The 16,450-nt window shown below is 67.7% G+C and carries 20 protein-coding genes; 6 read left to right on the forward strand and 14 right to left on the reverse strand.

The window, feature by feature from the left end; translation table 11 throughout:
- Positions 1-38 precede the first annotated feature (38 nt).
- Together F4692_RS03695 and F4692_RS03700 are read left to right on the forward strand one after the other, a co-directional pair.
- The gene (locus tag F4692_RS03695) at positions 39-659 is read left to right on the forward strand and encodes a nucleoside/nucleotide kinase family protein (protein WP_179618258.1); all 621 of its coding nucleotides are present in this window, start codon (positions 39-41) and stop codon (positions 657-659) included.
- On the forward strand, positions 656-1,045 hold the full coding sequence (locus F4692_RS03700; protein WP_179618259.1) for a DUF2237 family protein: 390 nt from the start codon (positions 656-658) through the stop codon (positions 1,043-1,045). The genes F4692_RS03695 and F4692_RS03700 overlap by 4 nt, the downstream gene beginning before the upstream one ends.
- A gap of 4 nt (positions 1,046-1,049) precedes the next feature.
- On the opposite strand, the gene F4692_RS03705 is transcribed toward F4692_RS03700, so the two are convergent.
- Positions 1,050-1,784 (reverse strand): nuclease-related domain-containing protein, encoded by a 735-nt coding sequence (locus tag F4692_RS03705; protein WP_179618260.1) that lies wholly within the window; start codon positions 1,782-1,784, stop codon positions 1,050-1,052.
- Between the two features lie 125 nt (positions 1,785-1,909).
- On the opposite strand from F4692_RS03705, the gene F4692_RS03710 reads away from it, so the two are divergent.
- Positions 1,910-2,563 (forward strand): endonuclease/exonuclease/phosphatase family protein, encoded by a 654-nt coding sequence (locus tag F4692_RS03710; protein WP_179618261.1) that lies wholly within the window; start codon positions 1,910-1,912, stop codon positions 2,561-2,563.
- 12 nt (positions 2,564-2,575) lie between these two features.
- Here the strand turns inward: F4692_RS03710 and F4692_RS03715 are convergent, their stop codons facing one another.
- Positions 2,576-2,857, reverse strand: a complete 282-nt coding sequence (locus tag F4692_RS03715) for an excalibur calcium-binding domain-containing protein (protein WP_218858140.1) — start codon at positions 2,855-2,857, stop codon at positions 2,576-2,578.
- A gap of 171 nt (positions 2,858-3,028) precedes the next feature.
- Here F4692_RS03715 and F4692_RS03720 point away from each other — a divergent pair, with 171 nt between their 5' ends.
- Positions 3,029-4,216, forward strand: a complete 1,188-nt coding sequence (locus F4692_RS03720) for a zinc-dependent alcohol dehydrogenase (RefSeq protein WP_179618263.1) — start codon at positions 3,029-3,031, stop codon at positions 4,214-4,216.
- A gap of 4 nt (positions 4,217-4,220) precedes the next feature.
- On the opposite strand, the gene F4692_RS03725 is transcribed toward F4692_RS03720, so the two are convergent.
- From F4692_RS03725 to F4692_RS03735, 3 genes are all read right to left on the reverse strand, one after another.
- Positions 4,221-4,460: a type II toxin-antitoxin system antitoxin gene (locus F4692_RS03725; protein ID WP_179618264.1), complete on the reverse strand. Its 240-nt coding sequence runs from the start codon at positions 4,458-4,460 to the stop codon at positions 4,221-4,223.
- Between the two features lie 2 nt (positions 4,461-4,462).
- A complete protein-coding gene (locus F4692_RS03730; RefSeq protein ID WP_179618265.1) occupies positions 4,463-5,431 on the reverse strand; it encodes an SPFH domain-containing protein in 969 nt (322 codons plus the stop codon).
- Between the two features lie 484 nt (positions 5,432-5,915).
- Positions 5,916-6,344, reverse strand: coding sequence for an ATP-binding domain-containing protein (locus F4692_RS03735; protein ID WP_179618266.1), 429 nt, complete (start codon positions 6,342-6,344; stop codon positions 5,916-5,918).
- Positions 6,345-6,905: 561 nt separating this feature from the next.
- On the opposite strand from F4692_RS03735, the gene F4692_RS03740 reads away from it, so the two are divergent.
- Complete coding sequence (locus F4692_RS03740) at positions 6,906-7,970, forward strand: hypothetical protein (RefSeq protein ID WP_179618267.1); 1,065 nt, start codon at positions 6,906-6,908, stop codon at positions 7,968-7,970.
- Between the two features lie 83 nt (positions 7,971-8,053).
- Here F4692_RS03740 and F4692_RS03745 read toward each other — a convergent pair whose 3' ends face one another.
- The 3 genes from F4692_RS03745 to F4692_RS03755 form a co-directional block, all read right to left on the reverse strand.
- A complete protein-coding gene (locus F4692_RS03745; protein ID WP_179618268.1) occupies positions 8,054-9,880 on the reverse strand; it encodes an SIR2 family protein in 1,827 nt (608 codons plus the stop codon).
- A 13-nt stretch (positions 9,881-9,893) separates the two neighbouring features.
- Positions 9,894-10,466 (reverse strand): PIN domain-containing protein, encoded by a 573-nt coding sequence (locus F4692_RS03750; protein WP_179618269.1) that lies wholly within the window; start codon positions 10,464-10,466, stop codon positions 9,894-9,896.
- 128 nt (positions 10,467-10,594) lie between these two features.
- Positions 10,595-10,975, reverse strand: coding sequence for a hypothetical protein (locus F4692_RS03755; protein WP_218858141.1), 381 nt, complete (start codon positions 10,973-10,975; stop codon positions 10,595-10,597).
- Positions 10,976-11,071: 96 nt separating this feature from the next.
- On the opposite strand from F4692_RS03755, the gene F4692_RS03760 reads away from it, so the two are divergent.
- Positions 11,072-11,512: an Lsr2 dimerization domain-containing protein gene (locus F4692_RS03760; RefSeq protein WP_257029483.1), complete on the forward strand. Its 441-nt coding sequence runs from the start codon at positions 11,072-11,074 to the stop codon at positions 11,510-11,512.
- Between the two features lie 82 nt (positions 11,513-11,594).
- On the opposite strand, the gene F4692_RS03765 is transcribed toward F4692_RS03760, so the two are convergent.
- The 6 genes from F4692_RS03765 to F4692_RS03790 all read right to left on the reverse strand — a co-directional run bounded on the left by F4692_RS03765 (position 11,595) and on the right by F4692_RS03790 (position 16,422).
- Positions 11,595-11,945 (reverse strand): hypothetical protein, encoded by a 351-nt coding sequence (locus F4692_RS03765; RefSeq protein WP_179618270.1) that lies wholly within the window; start codon positions 11,943-11,945, stop codon positions 11,595-11,597.
- Between the two features lie 8 nt (positions 11,946-11,953).
- Entirely contained in the window at positions 11,954-13,003 is a 1,050-nt protein-coding gene (locus tag F4692_RS03770) for a FlgD immunoglobulin-like domain containing protein (RefSeq protein ID WP_179618271.1), read from the reverse strand.
- Between the two features lie 143 nt (positions 13,004-13,146).
- Positions 13,147-13,503, reverse strand: coding sequence for a hypothetical protein (locus F4692_RS03775; RefSeq protein WP_179618272.1), 357 nt, complete (start codon positions 13,501-13,503; stop codon positions 13,147-13,149).
- 9 nt (positions 13,504-13,512) lie between these two features.
- Positions 13,513-13,818, reverse strand: a complete 306-nt coding sequence (locus F4692_RS03780; protein ID WP_179618273.1) for a helix-turn-helix domain-containing protein — start codon at positions 13,816-13,818, stop codon at positions 13,513-13,515.
- An 84-nt stretch (positions 13,819-13,902) separates the two neighbouring features.
- Positions 13,903-15,525, reverse strand: coding sequence for a competence protein CoiA family protein (locus F4692_RS03785; protein WP_179618274.1), 1,623 nt, complete (start codon positions 15,523-15,525; stop codon positions 13,903-13,905).
- 45 nt (positions 15,526-15,570) lie between these two features.
- Positions 15,571-16,422: a restriction system modified-DNA reader domain-containing protein gene (locus tag F4692_RS03790; RefSeq protein ID WP_179618275.1), complete on the reverse strand. Its 852-nt coding sequence runs from the start codon at positions 16,420-16,422 to the stop codon at positions 15,571-15,573.
- Positions 16,423-16,450: the final 28 nt, after the last annotated feature.

The following is a 16,450-nucleotide window of genomic DNA, read 5'->3' on the forward strand; positions in this document are numbered from 1 at the left end:
GGGGTGAGCACCCCCCACATCGTCGTCGTCGCCCGGTAGTGCAGGAATCGCTGGTCGACCGCGCATCGGCCCTCCTCGAGCGTCCCGGGCGCGCGGTCCTGGGCATCACCGGCGCGCCCGGCGCCGGGAAGTCGACCCTCGCTGCTGCGCTCCTCGCGGCGCTCGGACCCGACGTGGGGCACCTGCCGATGGACGGCTTCCACCTCGCTGACGTCCAGCTCGACCGGCTCGGGCTGCGGGACCGCAAGGGTGCGCCGGAGACGTTCGATGTCGACGGCTACGTCGCGGCGCTGGCCCGCCTGCAGTCCGCACCGGACCGGGTCCTCTACGTCCCCGGCTTTGAGCGCGACCTCGAGCAGCCGATCGCGGCCGCGCTCGCGATCCCGCCGTCGGCGCGGCTGGTGCTCACCGAGGGCAACTACCTCTTGCTCCCCACCGACGGGTGGGAGCGCGTACGCCCGCTGCTGGCGGAGGTGTGGTTCGTCGAGGTCGACGACGACGTCCGTCGCGAGCGGCTGGTCCGCCGGCACGAGCAGTTCGGGAAGTCGCCCGAGGCCGCCCGCGAGTGGGTCGAGCGGAGCGACGAGGCCAACGCCGCGCTCGTCGCAGCGACCCGGGACCGTGCCGACCTCGTCATCGGGACGGAGGCCGCGGCATGAGCGAGCGCAACGTCCTCGGCGGCGAGCTGGAGGCCTGCGGCACCGACCCGATGACGGGCTTCCACCGCGACGGAACCTGCACGGTCGGCCCGCACGACGTCGGCCTGCACGCGGTCTGCGCGGTGATGACCGAGGAGTTCCTCGCCCACCAGCGCGCGGTCGGCAACGACCTGTCCACCCCGCGCCCGGAGTGGCACTTCCCCGGCCTCGTCCCGGGTGACCGCTGGTGCGTCGTCGCGGCGCGGTGGCTGCAGGCGTACGCCGCGGGCGTCGCGGCGCCGGTCGTGCTGGCCGCGACCTCGGAGCGGGCGCTCGAGGTGGTCCCGCTGGAGGTGCTCGAGGCGCACTCGGTGGACGTACCCCCTGACCTCAGCGGCCTGGACTGACGACCTAGCGGTGGGCGCCCTGGTGGCGGGGGTCCACGTCGCGCCTGATCCTGACGGGCTTCATGTCCCGGTCGTCCTTGTCGGTGACCGAGACGTAGCCCTGCGTCACCCAGTCGGCCGTGTCCTGCACGCTCCCGCTCAGCACGAGGAGTGCACCCAGGACGAGCTCGAGCAGGGCGACCGTGAAGAGCACCGGACGGGCCTGCTTCCGTCGTTCGGGCTGCCGCTTCGTGCGCGCCCGCATGCTCGTGACGCTGAGGTGACGGTGGCGGGACTGGGCCTCGATCGCCGCCACGCAGCGTCGCACGTCGTCATCGCTGAGGCGGTGCGGGAGTGAGCGCAGCTTGAGCAGCACGGTCGACGACGAGCAGACCAGCACGTCGCGCGCCCACGCGGACAGCGGGGCTCCGTCGAAGCAGACGACCGGGAAGCAGCGACCCGGCACCACGCCTTGGACGGCGATCGCAGCGCGTGCGGCGAGGTCGACGGCCTGCTCCCGGCTCTGGCCGTCCTGCGTCAGCACGCCGTCGCGGACCTCGATGGTGCCGTCCCAGCTCTCGGCCTCGATGACGAACACGCCGGCCGGACCGACGACGACGTGGTCGATCGTGACCCCCGGGCGGCCGCGCCACGGGACGTCGTGGAAGACGAACCAGCCCTCCGGGAGTCGCCTCAGGGCACGCGCGACCTCCGCCTCGCTCCCGGCGCCGCGCTGGTGCGTCGCGATCCCTGCCCCCACCCGAGCAGGCTAGGCAGGATTCCGGATTCCCGTGGGCGAATGGCCCGATGTGCCCAGGTGAGGTCTCGACCCCGCCGGGGCGAGACGCACGCCGGGACCAGCGACCCGTCCGGGAGGATGCCCCAGTGCGCATCGGGACCTGGAACCTTGCCGGCCGATGGACCGACGGCCACCGCTCGCTCCTGCTCGATGCCGACTGCGACGTGTGGCTCCTCACCGAGGTCCACACGGGGACGAGCCTCCCCGGGTACGCCCTGCACCGCACTCAGGCCTGGTGTGCGCCCGGGCACCACTGGGCCGCGATAGCGTCACGACTGCCGATGGCGTCGATCCCCGACCCGCACCCAGCGAGCGCGGCAGCGCAGATCGGCGCGACGACGTACGTCAGCTCGGTCCTGCCGTGGCGGGCGGCTCGGACCGGGCCCGTGTGGGCGGGCGACGGGCACGCCAACAAGACGCGGCAGGCGGTGGACGCCCTGGTGCTGCGCCTCCGTCCCGCAGCGCGCCTCGTCTGGGGCGGCGACTGGAACCACGCGCTCTCCGGTCGAGAGGTCGCCGGGTCGAAGGCCGGCCGCGCGTCCCTGCTCGAGGCCATCCCGACGTTGGGGCTCGACGTGCCGACTGCCGACCTGCCCCACGCCGCGGACGGGTTGCTGAGCATCGACCACGTCGCCGTGCCCGCCGGTCGTGGTTCGGACGCGCATCGGGTCGCTGCCGAGGCGGACGGCAAGCGCCTGTCCGACCACGACGCGTACGTCGTCGAGACCGGTCAGGTGTAGCGCGACCTCAGGTCACGCCTTCTCGCAGGCGATGCCGTCCTTGTCGCGGTCCAGGCCGCCGTTGGCGCGGACGGCGGTGTTGTAGAGCGCGGTGTCGCGACGGAAGTTCGTGACCGGCGTGCCGGACGTCTTGTCACGGGCATTCGCCCGGCCGACGCCGTGCGGCAGGCGCTTGTTGACCGTCGTGCAGTTCTGCCACTGGGCGGGGACAGCCGCCTGGGCCGGAGCGATGACGACCAGGGCCGGTGCCGTGATGGTGATGCAGGCGATGGCGCCCACGAGTGACCTACGCAAGTTTCCTCCTAGGTTGGCGGCAGACAGCATGGGTCGCGGTTGGCGCGGCTGTCCGCCGAACGCGCGAATTGGACGGCGCGAGCCGCTCCGAGGGGTGAGTTCGCATGTCGTCCGGCGCCTCGGGTACGGGATGCCTTCGACGATCCCGATCCCGAAGGCGGAACACGACCGATGAAGGCAGTCACCTGGCAGGGCGTCCACGACATGCAGGTCACGGAGGTCCCGGACCCGCGCCTCGAGGAGCCGATGGACGCGATCATCCGCATCACCTCGACCGGCCTCTGCGGCTCGGACCTCCACCTCTACGAGACCCTCGCGCCGTTCATGGAGGCCGGCGACATCGTCGGCCACGAGCCGATGGGCATCGTCGAGGAGGTCGGCACCGGTGTCACGAAGCTCAAGGTCGGCGACCGCGTCGTCGTGCCGTTCAACGTGTGCTGCGGGTCGTGCTGGATGTGCGAGCAGGGCCTCTACAGCCAGTGCGAGACCACGCAGAACCACGAGCACGGCACCGGCGCGAGCTTCTTCGGCTACAGCAAGCTCTATGGTCAGGTCCCCGGCGGGCAGGCGGAGTACCTCCGCGTCCCCTTTGCCGACTTCCTCCCCGTCAAGGTGCCCCACGAGCATGCCGACGACCGCTTCCTCTTCCTCTCCGACGTCCTGCCGACGGCGTGGCAGGCGCTGCAGTACGCCGACGTGCCCGACGGCGGCACGCTGCTCGTCCTGGGCGCCGGCCCGATCGGCGACATGGCCGCGCGCATGGGCGTACGCGCCGGGCACCGCGTGTTCTCCGTCGACCGCATCCCCGAGCGCCTCGCCCGCGTCGAGGCCTTCGGCGCCGAGCCACTGAACTTCGACGACGCCAACGACGTCGGCTCCGTGGGCGACGTCATCCGCGAGGCCACCGGCGGCCGCGGGCCCGACGCCGTGATCGACGCCGTCGGCATGGAGGCGCACGGCTCCGGGGGCGCCCAGGTGGTGCAGAAGATGACCGGCCTGCTCCCCGACGCCATCGCCGAGCCCATGATGAAGAAGGCCGGACTCGACCGCCTCGCCGCGCTGCACACCGCCATCGACGCCGTACGCCGTGGTGGCACCATCTCGATCTCAGGCGTGTACGGCGGCATGGCCGACCCGATGCCGATGATGCAGCTCTTCGACAAGCAGGTGCAGATCCGGATGGGTCAGGCGAACGTACGCCGCTGGACCGACGAGCTGCTCGCGATGCTCGTCGAGGACGACCCGTTCGGCGTGGACGCCTTCGCCACCCACCACCTCCCGCTCTCCGAGGCGCCCAGCGCGTACGAGCACTTCCAGAAGAAGGAGGAGGGCATGGTCAAGGTGGTCTTCCAGCCGTAGGCCGTCAGTCGTCCCGCTCCTTCGGCGGCCGTCCCCGCCGCGGCACGGGTCCTGCGTCGCGAGGCGCGCGGCCCGCGTCGCGGAGGGCGTCGCGCAACAGCAGCTCGATCTGAGCGTTGACGCTGCGCAGCTCGTCGGCCGCCCAGCGCTGGAGCGCCGAGTGGACGGCAGGGTCGAGGCGCAGGAGCACAGACTTGCGCTCCGCGCCCCGCTTGGGGGCCGAGTCCCCCGCCTGCTCGTCCACGATCAGGTGTAGAGCGAGCCGGTGTTGACCACGGGCGTCGTGCCGCGTTCGGAGCAGAGCACGGTGAGCAGGTTGGAGACCATCGCGGCCTTGCGCTCGGAGTCGAGCTCGACGATGTCCTTCTGCTCCAGCTGGGCCAGCGCGCTCTCAACCATGCCGACGGCTCCGTCGACGATCGTCTCGCGGGCTGCGACGACGGCCGAGGCCTGCTGGCGCTGCAGCATCGCCTGCGCGATCTCGGGGGCGTACGCCAGTGCCGAGATCCGCACCTCGATGATCTCCAGGCCGGCGAGTGCGATCCGCTCCGCGACCTCCGCGGCGAGCTCGGCGGAGATGACCTCGGTGTCGCCACGCAGGGTGACCTCGGTGGCGGCGTTGTCGTAGGGGTGGCTCATCGCCACGTGGCGCAGGGCCGACTCGGCCTGCACCGCGACGAAGTCCTCGTAGTCCTCGACCGCAAACTTCGCACGCGCCGTGTCGGCGACCTGCCACACGACGATCGCCGCGATGTTGACCGGGTTGCCGTCCGCGTCGTTGACCTTGAGCTCGTGAGTCTCGAAGTTGTGCACCCGGACCGAGACGTTGCGTCGGGTGGTCAGCGGCACGACCATCCGCAGGCCGGGCTTGCGGACGGTGCCGACGTACTTGCCGAAGAACTGCACGACGCGCGTCTGCCCGGGTGCCACCACTGCCAGCGACGCCGACAGCAGCAGGGCGATGGTGCCGATCGCCAGCCCGCCGACGATGCGTCCGACGCCCCCTTCGCCCGCGTCTGCCTCGATGATGCCGAGGACCGTCAGCCATCCGCCGAGACCGAGCAGCACCAGCGACACCGCGAGCCCGGCGAACCCGTCGACCGACCACGCCGGCCGCTCGGTGACGTCCACCCGCGTGCCCTCGTGGCCCACCGGGTGGCCCGCTGGCGCGCCACCCTCCGACTCGCCGACCTCGGCGTGGTCCGTGTGCTCCATGTCGCGCTCCCCGTTCATGTGTCCAGCCCCTCGTCAGATTGTGATGGCAAATAGATATCACATTTTCGCCGATCGCTATGGACCGAACCTGTGGAGAGTCGCTCGCGCGGTGCCGCTGTCTGGGGCACGGTCGGTGCATGGCCAACGAACCCGTCCCACCCGTGATCAGGACACAGCCCGACCTCGAAGGAGCATGGCGGCGGCTGGTGGACCCCGAGCCCGACGGGCCCTGATGGCCGACTTCGCGACGATGCTCCGGACGCTCACCGAGGACTCGGCGGACGACGAGCGCTTCGCGTTCCTGTTCTCCCGGCCGGATCGGGCTTGCTGACTTCCGTGGGCCGTCGCTGGGCGACAGCGCTCTACGCTGCCGGCTCGCGGGCGGGAGTGCGGTGCGAGGTCGTCCATCTCGCCACCTGCGCCTCCGTCCGTCCGATCCCGCCGGACGAGCTGGAGCCGCTGGCGACGAGCGCGTGACGGGCGATCAGATCCCGAGTCGTCGCGCCACGACGTCGCCCGCCACCCGCCGTACGGTCTCGGGGTCCCCCACGACGACCAGCTCGTCGGTCGCACGCGACATCCCGACGTAGAGCCGCTCCCGCGCCCGGTCGCGCGAGCCGTCCTCGTTGAGGCACAGCACCACCGCGCGGCGCTCCAGCCCCTTGCAGCCGAGGACGTGGCCGTAGAAGACGTCGTCGTCCCAGTAGGTGCGCCAGTAGCCGTCCTGGTCATGGAAGTCGGTGCGCTCCACCTGGATCGGGTGCCGGTGACCGGTCGTCAGCAGCGCAACGTGCCGAGGGTCCCACCCGGCGTCGAGCAACCGGTCGACCTCGTCGTCGGCCACGTCGATCGGGTCGTCCTCGCCGACGTCGACGAAGCGGACGGTGGGCCCGTCGCCGCCGCGGGAGTACATCCGACTCGGCGCCAGCGGACCGAACGACTCGTGGATCTGCTTGGTGTTGCGCAGGTAGTCGTGTATCCGTACAAACAGGGACTGGCCCCGGAAGATCGCTCTCGCGGGGCCAGCCGACTGCCTTGGCTAGGTGGAGTGCCTCATCTAAATCCCACCTGTTGCTCTTTGCCGCACGTTGCGCCAATCTCGCTCTGGTGACACAACCGGTGACACAACCGGTGACAAGCGAGAGAGATTCGACATCAGCTGTCAGATGTCATCCGAATGTCATTCCGAATGTCGCCTTGGAGCCTTCACGAGTCCCGACCCGGGGCTGTGACCGCAGGAGCCTACCTCAGGGCCCTCGCACGAAAGCGCTCGCAGAGATGCGGTGAACGGGCCGGTTCCTCGTTTGTGCGACAGATGCAGCGGATGGAAGCGAGCGTCAACGGGGGCACGGCCCGGCTTGTCGGCCCCGACTAGGGACGGTGACCTGATGACCCGACCGGGTGACCCGTCTTGATGACCCGCGACCCCGGGCAACGCCGTCGATGTCGACCGCGATGATGTGACACTGCACCAGTGACCGATGGCATCCACGACTCACTTGATGAGCGACCCCTGGACACGAAGTTCGACGCATGGTTCGTGCACCCGAAACTCGCCTTAGCGTTGCTGGACCCGCAGGTTGCTGACGACCTCATGGCGCGACTGCCCGGCGCCACGTCCCCCATGGCTCGCTCTTACCAGACGCTCGCCTTCGAGCGTGCGCTGAACGACGTTCTCAAGACCCTGGACGTGGCAGCACTGGCCGTGGCCGACACGGAAGGCACCCTCGCGTCAGGGATGCTCGTCTGGGTTGACCAGCGCGTCTACTACTCAGGAACACGCAAGGCAATGCGTGAAGCCGAGGCTGGACACCACGGTCGGGGCACTTTCCATGCTCCACTGGCCACCAACGCCAGTGTGACGATCCGCGGGTCCTTCAACGCCGAGCATCTCACCAGCGGATCCTCCGCCGAGCAGATGTCGGGCGCGCGACGGCACTTCATCCTGGGCTACATCGAGTCACTAAGTGCTGCGGAGGTGCACCTGCGGCCAGTTCTCATTGCCAAGCGGTGGGGGCCGGGACGTGTGCAGAAGGGGCGCGGGTTTGTTGAGTCCAACCCGCATCACGTCTTCGTGCAACAGATTGACCAGTTCGCCGAAGTCGACTTCTCAACACGGCTCGATAGGTCCGAACTGAGAGCGTTGCGCGAGGTCTCGGAGCAGCAGACCAAGGAGTGGTTCGTCGACATCATCGGCGAGCCCGAAATCCCCAAGGACTGGGGCGGCGAGGAGTACGACCTCTGGACGACTCGCATGAGCATTGCAGGCGCCCCGTTACGCGCAGCCATAGCGTTCAAAGGGCCAGCCAAGTTCCACCCGATGACGATCGCCGACCTGGGAAAGAACGGCGACCAGATCACCCGTCTGGCAAAGACGACTGCGGATCTGCTCGTCGTCCAGCACTGCCACGCCATCACTTCACAGGTTGACCACATGCTCAACGCGTACGCCATGGACCCGCACAACCCGCGGCGATACGCGATGATCGACGGGTACGCGACACTCCGCATCCTGCGTCACTTCGGCCATCTCTCCTGAAACCTGACGGCCCGCGGCAGGCGACCAGGCCCCCGCAGCAGCCCTGAGGCTGCAGGAGTTGATTGGTCGTTCCGGGTGCTCGGTCAGCCCCGGCGCTGGTAGCGAGCGAGTACTTCGCGATGCGCTGCAAGGTGGCCTTCAAGGTCTTCGGGTTGCTCGACGAGGTAGTCCCACCAGGTGGGGTCGCGTTCGATGGCGCGGAGGAACTCGGTTTCGGCGTGAGGGATGCCTTCGCGGGTCCAGCCGCGTTCTCCGACGAACTCGCCTGCTTGTGCTGGTAGCGAGTATCCGTCGGGGTGCTGCAGGTGTTGCTGGATGAGTCCGATTCGGTATTCGTAGCCGTGGAAAGCCTGTGTGTAGGTGGCTTCGTTGGGGATGGACTCGTCGAAGAACCTTCGGAGGTCGTTCTTGAGGAGGTGGCTAGCCGGGTAGTTCCAGGGTGTGCCGTGCCAGCGCGGCATGTTGAGGACCCAGTTGGATTCGAGGATGCGATGCGGGTGAAGCAGGTGAGCGGCTGGCTCCTGTTTTCCGGTCCCCATCTGACCCCGCCCTTGGACGTTTTCGGCGAGTCCTATGAGTGTTCGGTCGTGGCGACGGTGGGTAGCCGTTACTCCGGCCGCCGTGAATGCGATGAGTGCTGGCCAGAGCCTGGCGTTGTCGAAGCCGGTGATGGCTGAGTTGATGGGTGCAGTCCCTGCGTCGACCAGTCGTTGGAGGGTGTCAATCCAAAGGCCGGTGTGTTCGCCATCGCTGTCGTGCCAGATCCCAGTGACAAGAAGTTGCGTAAGTGGCGCGACGGCTTCCAGGTGGGTGTTCCAGAGGGATTCGATCGTCTCCCCGTCGATGCGTGGTGGGTTGAGCGGTTGTTCGGCAATTGCCTGTGCGACGTGCTCGGCGGTGCCGAGCAAGAGGTCGTGGAGGTCGATGCGATGCACCGGGTTGGGCAGGTAGCGCTTGAGTCGGGCTGTGGCCATGGCTGTGGTGAGCGGTGGCTGTGCAAGGCGTTCGAGCGCGTCGACGTTGTCGGACAGTTCGGAGAACAGTTGGTCGGCGCCGCCAGGGGCGGGGATGACGTGTCCGTGCCGGTGGGCTAGGAGGCGCTTCGCTGTGTCGCCCCTACTACTTCGACTGTCCCAGTAGAGCGGGTAGCGCCGACTTGGGCTTTCCTCGATGGTGCTGACCAGTGCGGTGTCCCATTGCGCTGACCAGCCAGATATCACGAGCCCGTACTCGTCGAGCACCTGGTGGAGGAGTTGGGTCCACGGCTGCGGGTAGGTGGCCAGTTCGTCGGCGGTGTTGAGGCTGTCGAGGTCCTTGTAGTCGCCGTGGAGTTTGATGACGGTGGCTGGGGCGTGTGCGAGGGGCGCCATGCCTTGCACCGCTTGGGGACGACTGATGACTTGCGGCGAGATTCCCGCGGCTTCGAGTGCCTGTTCCATGAGTCGGTCGAAGTTGGTGGTGAGGATGACTCGGATGAAGCCTCTACGGACCAGGTCGGCGACGGCGTGGTGAGCCGCACTGGGGGTCTTGATGCCCTCGGCGCGTTCCTCGTCGGTTGGTTCGAAGAACTTCGCCAGTCTCCCTTGCCGGACGGCGGGCGTGGGCGCGAGTTCTTCGAGGAGCGTCGAGTAGCCAAGTTCGGTGCCGTAGCGGTCGGACCACCACTGTTCGGGATCGGCGGTTGCCTTCTCGACTTCTGTGCGGCCGTCTCCAGTCGCCGCATTGTCCTTGTCAGTCTCAAGGTCGACGAGTGCGGCGACCTCCCGCACGAGAGTGGTCACGACGCCCCACCCCGTCGCGATTCCAGCGCCGCTGGACACCCCGGACCCTAGGAGGAGGGCGTAGACGCCTGGCTGGGCGTGCATCGAGGTGGCCAGCATGATCGACGGCGAGAGGGGTGTGGCTGTCACAAGAGATGGCCTTTCAGGGGCTGGTTTGCGGGTCAGAGAGGATCTGATGACGCCGTGGCGGCGCGAGCGCCCGTTGGGAAGGGTGTTGTGTGGCGTCGAGCGCGTCGAGGCGCCAGTTTGTCCCGTCGAAGTGCAGCGACGTGATGGATTCGGCTGTCTGTGCCAGTCGTGTGCTGAGGTTGGCGGGGTCCAGCGTGACTACGTGGACGGTGCCGAGCGTGGAAAGGCACGAGAAGAAGCGGTCGTTGCTGACCACGGTGAAGTGGTGGCAGCCGTTGCGGCTGAGGACGCGTCCGATGTCGCACAGTCGCCGGTCGGCACCTGACGTGCTTTGTCCGCCTGACACGACCTCGAACCCGAGTGGCTCCAACCTCGACTTGGTTCGTTTCCACGTCGGTCGGCGAGCGGCGGCGTAACGGTAAGCGTCATCAGGGACGACCAGGCTTAGGAATCGTGCGAGGCCGAGCAACTGCCCACGTTTGCCGGGCATGTTGTCCATGTCCCACAGCAGCGCGGCGGGTGACCTTGCCTGCTCGTCGAGAACCCCGCCTCCCATGTCGGTGAGCGTGCCAGAGACCACCGACACCACCGACAACTATGGACGATCACGAGGCGCCGCGCGTTGCGACGCTGTCCCGGTGACTCGTGGACCATGACCGCCAGTGGGTACACGCTGGGGTGGTCGGCGGCAGCGTGTCGCAACGACGCGACTCCTCAGGACACGAAGTTGCCCCTGCCCGTTCGTTCGGCGGGTTCATAGATCAGGTCGAGGTCGATGCCGTCGCGGCGCGGGACGTACCACCAGCCCTCGCTCGTGTCAGAGTCGTAATGGACCACGGCCCCGTCTCGCTCCAACCCCGAGAGCCAAGCGTTCAGCATCTCGGCCATCGCGGGAGTCAAGGCCTTCCCTGCCCGGCGACGGGCCTCCGTGCGCAACATAGACACCGCGTGCGCATGTCTGTGCTCTGCATTCACAGCCCAAGGAATGAGGACATCATCTCGCACGATGCGCGTCTTGATTCCATGCCGTCGACGCAGGGCGGCCCACATGCTGATGCTCGTGGCGACGTTGTACTTGCGGTGGTACTCGTCCACGATCCATTGGTAGGTTCTTCCCTCCTCTAGCCAGCGCATCGCCTCTTGCAGGTCTTGCACCTTTGAGCGCGCAGGCACCCCAGAACCTTCTTTCGCATGGTCAAACTCGCCGTCGAATCAGCGGAAGGTTATCTGCGATGGACTACCTTCCGTGCAGCGGGAGATGCCCCCTCCATGGGCTGCGTTGCCCGCGCGATCACGAGCGAGAGAGACGCAGGTAAGTTGGCACGAGAAATCCGAACGATCTACATCGACGACATCGACGGAACGGAAGCCGTCGAAACAGTCACGTTCGCGCTGGACGGTGGCCAGTACGAGATCGACCTCAATGCGTCACATGCCTTCGCGCTTCGCGAGGCGCTTGCCCGCTACGTCGAGCACGGTCGCGTCGTGAACAGGCGTGACGGACGCAGGACTGGAACTCGCGCTGCCACGTCGACTAGAACGGCCAAAGCCAACAATCGCGGTGGCGTCTCCAGGCGCAACGCCACGATCGAGGAGATTGAAGCCATCAAGGCGAGTCGCCGCGCTCACTGACCTCCTCAGGTAGTCCCGACCCCGGGGTGGGCGGCTCGCCATCACCCGAGAAGTGGCCGCGGACAAACCTCAGCGCCGTAGGTCAGCGGCGTTTGCCAAGGCTGGGCGCCCCGCCCGAGACCACCCGGCGCACCAGAGTCTTTGCTTGTGGCGACTCTTTGCGCTTGAGAGCGCTGTCCCCGTGTTCGGCGACGTAGTCCGAGGCGGGCATCCGGTCTGGCGCCGAGCGGATATACGTCCAGTGACGCTCGTTGTCTGCAGGATGGCGTGCGAGTAACCGCCTTGCCGTAGCGACTCCGATAGCGGTGTGTGGCCGGTCGAGGCCTCCGTCGGCAAGCCAGAGGTCGTCGGCGCGCTCGATTGAGTTTCGCGCCTTCGCGCGCCGCGCCTGGTCCCTCTGCGCCTTGCTCGGGAATCGCTTCTTCCTGGTCATCGAACGTCCTAGATCTGCACGCGAGCCTTGTAGGTAAGCGATGCGCCGTGGACGTAGACGGCACGCCAGCCGGTGACCTGCACGCGGACTTGGTAGGTGGTCTTGCCCGTGCGGTTGCCGTTCGTGGTGATGGAGCCTCGGTTCTTGTCGAGGCCGGTGTAGGACGTGCGTGCACGCCACCGAATGTTCGTCGCGTCGGCGGGGATCTTGAAAGTGAAGACGGAGCGGGCGTAGGCGCCTCCCCAGCAGTCGAGCAATGTGCCTTCGTCTTCGTATTCCACGCGGCAGTTGCCACCGGTGGTCTCCCGTCCGCCCAGTTCATCCTTGCGGATCGTCTGTCGGCGGATGACGTTCTTGGTGGCCACCTGCACACGGACACTCTGCGAGAGAGTGGCTCCGTCCGCCATAGCGGTGATGGTGGCGCGGTATCTGCCCGGCTTGATGGGCTTCCCTGAGGTGGTCTGGCCCTTCCATGCGATCCGGTATTCCCCGGCCCGGTCGGCCCAGATGGACTTGGTGTAGTAGGTCTTCCCTTCAGGGTCGGTGACGGTCAGTGTCGCGTCGGCTTTGCGGTTGACGGAGAACTTGAACTCGGTCTCGTCGAGGTAGTTGTCGCGCACGAGGGGGTAGATCTTGTCTTTCGTGGCGGTAACGGGACTGAGAGCCAACGTTGGGGGGATGACCGTGAACGTCGAGGTGGTCTTGTAGGGGCTCTCGGATCCGTAGATGTCGGTCTGGCACGTGGCGCCACCCAGGTCCTCTCCGCTGATTCCCTCCAACGGGTCGATCGGAATGGTCTGTCGCCCCGCGGGGTAGGGCACGCGGCCACCGTTGGACCAGATGTACGTGCTGCCGCACTGGACGAAGATGGAGTACGAGCCGGGAGTTGGGAAGTCGAGCACAAGCGGTCCGCTCGACCCGCCGACCAGACTGGCGCCCGGAGCAGGAGTGACCAGCACCGGAAAGGCTGCAGACGCTGGCGGGGCCACGCTGAGCGCGAGAACGGCGCCCAGGATTGCAGTGATGGTCGTTCCAACCATGGCGCGCAGTCGCGTCACGCGAATCCCCCCGACTCGGTTTGCTCCGTCATCGAGCAGCGCAGAGCGCCGCTCGCTAATACGCGCTGATCATGCCTCACCGGCTCGGGTGACGTGACCCGTTCGCACAAGGAACGAGGCACACGGTCGACGACTGCTAACGCTCACTCGACGGGCGACAGCATCCCCTGCTCGACCCACATCTCGACGATGGCCCACCCGTCCGCTTCAGGCGCCGCGACAGCGATGCGACCGCGGAAGTACCCATCGAACCCGCGCCACTCCAGCAGAAGGGCTGCTTGACGCCCGTGCGGGCCGTCGTACCAGCAGTGCTTGATCGCGGGCGCTGCTGGCGCGGCGTCCGCGAGTCGCGGCTCGGCCCTGAGGACATCGGCCCAGTCCGCTGGCCGTTTGCCGTGAAAGCCGTGCGTGCCGTGTTGCCGCTCAGCGTCACGGGCACGAGTGGCGGCTAGGCGCTCAGCGAGCGTCTCCCGACCTCCTGGGGTCATGCCGCCAGCCATGTGCTCAGGCTACGTCCGATGGACGACACCGGCTGCGCCCATGACTTCGGCGGCCTCGTCGGCGAGGAGCCAGTCGTGTTCACGGTCCGGCGGTTCCGGGGACACGGGTTGTCGTGGGGGGAGGTCCCGAGTGTCCGCCAGGACTTGCTGGGCTGCCAGCCGGGCGTCGCGGTAGGCCACGACGTCAGCACGGCGAAGAATGGGTCGCCGGTCGCGCTTGAAGAGGTCGCCGCGGCGGATCATCTTGGGGATCGCGGAGAGGTGGACGCCGAGGACTTGGGCTGCCTCGCGCGCGGTGATCCACTCCTCCGACATGGAGGGCACGGTAGTGACGCTTGCTGGAGTGCGCATCCGCTCATCCACAAGCGGTCGAGCGCCACGGATGGCGATGGCAGGGCGCTAGTCGATGCCGTAGAGCCGTTTGATCCGCTCCGTTCGCTCGGCCTGCGGCTCGGCGCCACGCTGCTTGCGACGCTCGGTGGCGCGTTCGATGCGTTCAGCAAAGGTGGGCTTCTGGGGCCGGGCAGCGGCGCGGGCCGCCAGTTGGCTGCGGCGGTCGTTCTTCGCGCGTTGTATGGCTTCGTCGCGGGTGGCTTGCTCGGCCAGTCGCGCCACGTACTCGACTTCGGCCTGCTGCAGCGTGTAGCCGGTAGGTTCGAACACCTCGGGTGAGCCGTCGGGTCGCCGGATGATGGCGAGCATGTGCGCGCGTTGGAGGCGCTCCATGAAGGTCATGACGAGGTTGAACGACTTGCGGGGGTCGCGCTCGTGAAGCCGAATGTGGTGTGCGGCGAGGGCAGCGCGGATGTCGCGGATGTCGAACCTTCCGCTTGGACGGGGCGGCAGGAGCGCACCTGAATTCATCGCGTCGTCGAAGCAGGGTTCACGGCCAAGGGCGAATGGGTGAATGAGTTCCTCATAGAGGACGGCACGCCAGTGGGTGGGGTTGGCCCAGACGCCGCTCTGGTCGAGGTCGTCCGACGGGAGCACGCCAAGGAGGTTGGGAAGGCTGGGCCAGCGCTGCTGCAGGACGGTATGCAGGGCGCTCGACTCCCAGACGTTGAGTTGCTGCTGGCGCAGGTCTTCGTAGTACTGCCGCTTGTGGGCGGCGGCCTCTCGTCGCTTTCGGTCTGCCTCCTGCCGCTTGTGTTCGGCCTCGGCTTCTCGGCGACGCAGTTCTTCGCGACGTTCCTCGGCGGCGTCCACCAGTCGCATGGTGGGCGTGACGATGCCCCGGACGGGATCGAGGTCGCAGGCGTCCAACGGGTCGACGTGCAGCCGCCCGAGGGTGTCCGTCGGACGGGGGTATCCGGGGTGGCCGTCTCTCGAAAACTCGGCTAGGAGTGTGCCGACCTCGCGGGTGACCGGGTTGACGGCCAGCACAGGCCTTCCAGCAGCCAGCCATCGCTGGCCCAGGAGCGGCAGCCGCACGTTGCGAGGGTCGGCGTCGAAGTCGTAGGAGCCTGCGCGGGGTCGTTTGATTTTCGTGTGGCCGAACACCCACACGCACGGGACAGGCGCTGGGTCGTGACCGTCGTAGTTCGCCTGCTTGGCCGCCCAGTGCTCGGGCGCGTAGTTCTTGTACTCCACCTCGAAGGCCGTGAGTTGCCCGTCTGGCCATGTCACCATGACATCGGCGATCCGCTGCTGCCGAGTTTCGGGGTGCTTGACCGAGTGCTCCTCGCGCACATCAGCGCCATCGGGGACACGCCCCCGGGCCCACTCGGCGATCATCGCTTTCGCGCCCAGGTGGAACTCACTCTCCCCGTCCGACGCGTGGGGTGCGGGCTCGTTGTGGCGGAAGTGGTGGCGCCGGGATGAGCCCCCGACGGTGGTTATCTGCACCCCGCAGTCCGGAACTGGGCAGCGCCATTCCGCCTTGGCGACCGGACGTAGCGCGACGGCCTCGCCATCCGGCAGGAAGCGCGGCTCATCGGTAGCCCGGTCGACCGCCCAGACCTGCCGGAAGTCGGCATCAAGGAACGCCTCAATGGCGCTGCGCTCGTGCCGGTTCCGGGTCATGGCTGGAGTATCGGGGGTGGCACCGACACTTTGAGGTGTAGTCGTCTACTCCGTCCCGCTCGGAGAACTCTTGGTGTCGGCGAAGCGGGCTCGAAGAGTGGCCAGCGAGGTCCTACCGGAGCCGTCTTCGACGGCCCAGAAGTCCCAGCCGTTGGCGGCGCCGCCCTTGACCGCTCCGGCAGCGGCCGAAGGGGTGGGGTGCGGCGTCCCGTTGACCGTCAGGGTCCCGTCGCCGTTGACAATGCCGTCGGCAGGCCACACGGAATTGGTGGACACGACTCGTGCCCCGGCTGTCAGGTAACCGGCGTCGACGACGTTCTTGAGCGTGATGCCGTAGAAGCGGCTGGTGCGCGACGACTTCGTGGTGGTGCTGACCGTGCCGCTGTCGTCCGCTGTGGCCGGGTCGTAGCCGATGAGCCGCAGGATGCGGGAGATGGGGACGACGGCGTTCTCCAGCGAGGCCCGCTCGAAGGGAGGGAGGGTCTCGTCCGACGGTCGGTTGCCGTTGTGTGGGCGGGCGTCCTCCGCCGCGTCGAGGAGGTCGTAGAGCCGTCCCTCAAGCCATGCAACCTGGGCGGAGTTGAACCCGAAGGTGGTGTCGCGCTGAATCAGGACCGCGCGGCGCCAATGGTCCTTGTTGCGCAGGTGGTCCCGCAAGCGGGTGCGGATGCCCGCCGGTGCCTTTCCGACGTAGCAGCCCCACGAACCGTCCACACTGGGTGGATCGAGCAGGATGTAGACACCTGGGCGGTCCCACTCCTCAGCGTTGATCCGCAACGTGTGGTCGCGCTCCACGATGGCGAAACGGAGAGCGGCGTGCTGGTCGTACAGCACCACGGGTTCTGCAGCCGACTCCGGCAGAAGCGTCGTGATGGGCAACGCCAGGTCCTGGCTCATGGAATAGCCGCCGCTTCAGTCGGGGACG

Source organism: Nocardioides cavernae (genome assembly GCF_013410035.1).
In the GTDB taxonomy this organism is placed as follows: domain Bacteria; phylum Actinomycetota; class Actinomycetes; order Propionibacteriales; family Nocardioidaceae; genus Nocardioides; species Nocardioides cavernae_A.

Coding starts and splice junctions, on each gene's coding strand:
- F4692_RS03700 (WP_179618259.1), top strand. CDS start 656: ATGAGCGAGCGCAACGTCCTCGGCGGCGAGCTGGAGGCCTGCGGCACC.
- F4692_RS03720 (WP_179618263.1), top strand. CDS start 3,029: ATGAAGGCAGTCACCTGGCAGGGCGTCCACGACATGCAGGTCACGGAG.
- F4692_RS03730 (WP_179618265.1), bottom strand. CDS start 5,431: ATGGAGCACACGGACCACGCCGAGGTCGGCGAGTCGGAGGGTGGCGCG.
- F4692_RS03735 (WP_179618266.1), bottom strand. CDS start 6,344: ATGTACTCCCGCGGCGGCGACGGGCCCACCGTCCGCTTCGTCGACGTC.
- F4692_RS03760 (WP_257029483.1), top strand. CDS start 11,072: ATGGTCAAACTCGCCGTCGAATCAGCGGAAGGTTATCTGCGATGGACT.
- F4692_RS03765 (WP_179618270.1), bottom strand. CDS start 11,945: ATGACCAGGAAGAAGCGATTCCCGAGCAAGGCGCAGAGGGACCAGGCG.
- F4692_RS03775 (WP_179618272.1), bottom strand. CDS start 13,503: ATGGCTGGCGGCATGACCCCAGGAGGTCGGGAGACGCTCGCTGAGCGC.
- F4692_RS03780 (WP_179618273.1), bottom strand. CDS start 13,818: ATGTCGGAGGAGTGGATCACCGCGCGCGAGGCAGCCCAAGTCCTCGGC.
- F4692_RS03785 (WP_179618274.1), bottom strand. CDS start 15,525: ATGACCCGGAACCGGCACGAGCGCAGCGCCATTGAGGCGTTCCTTGAT.
- F4692_RS03790 (WP_179618275.1), bottom strand. CDS start 16,422: ATGAGCCAGGACCTGGCGTTGCCCATCACGACGCTTCTGCCGGAGTCG.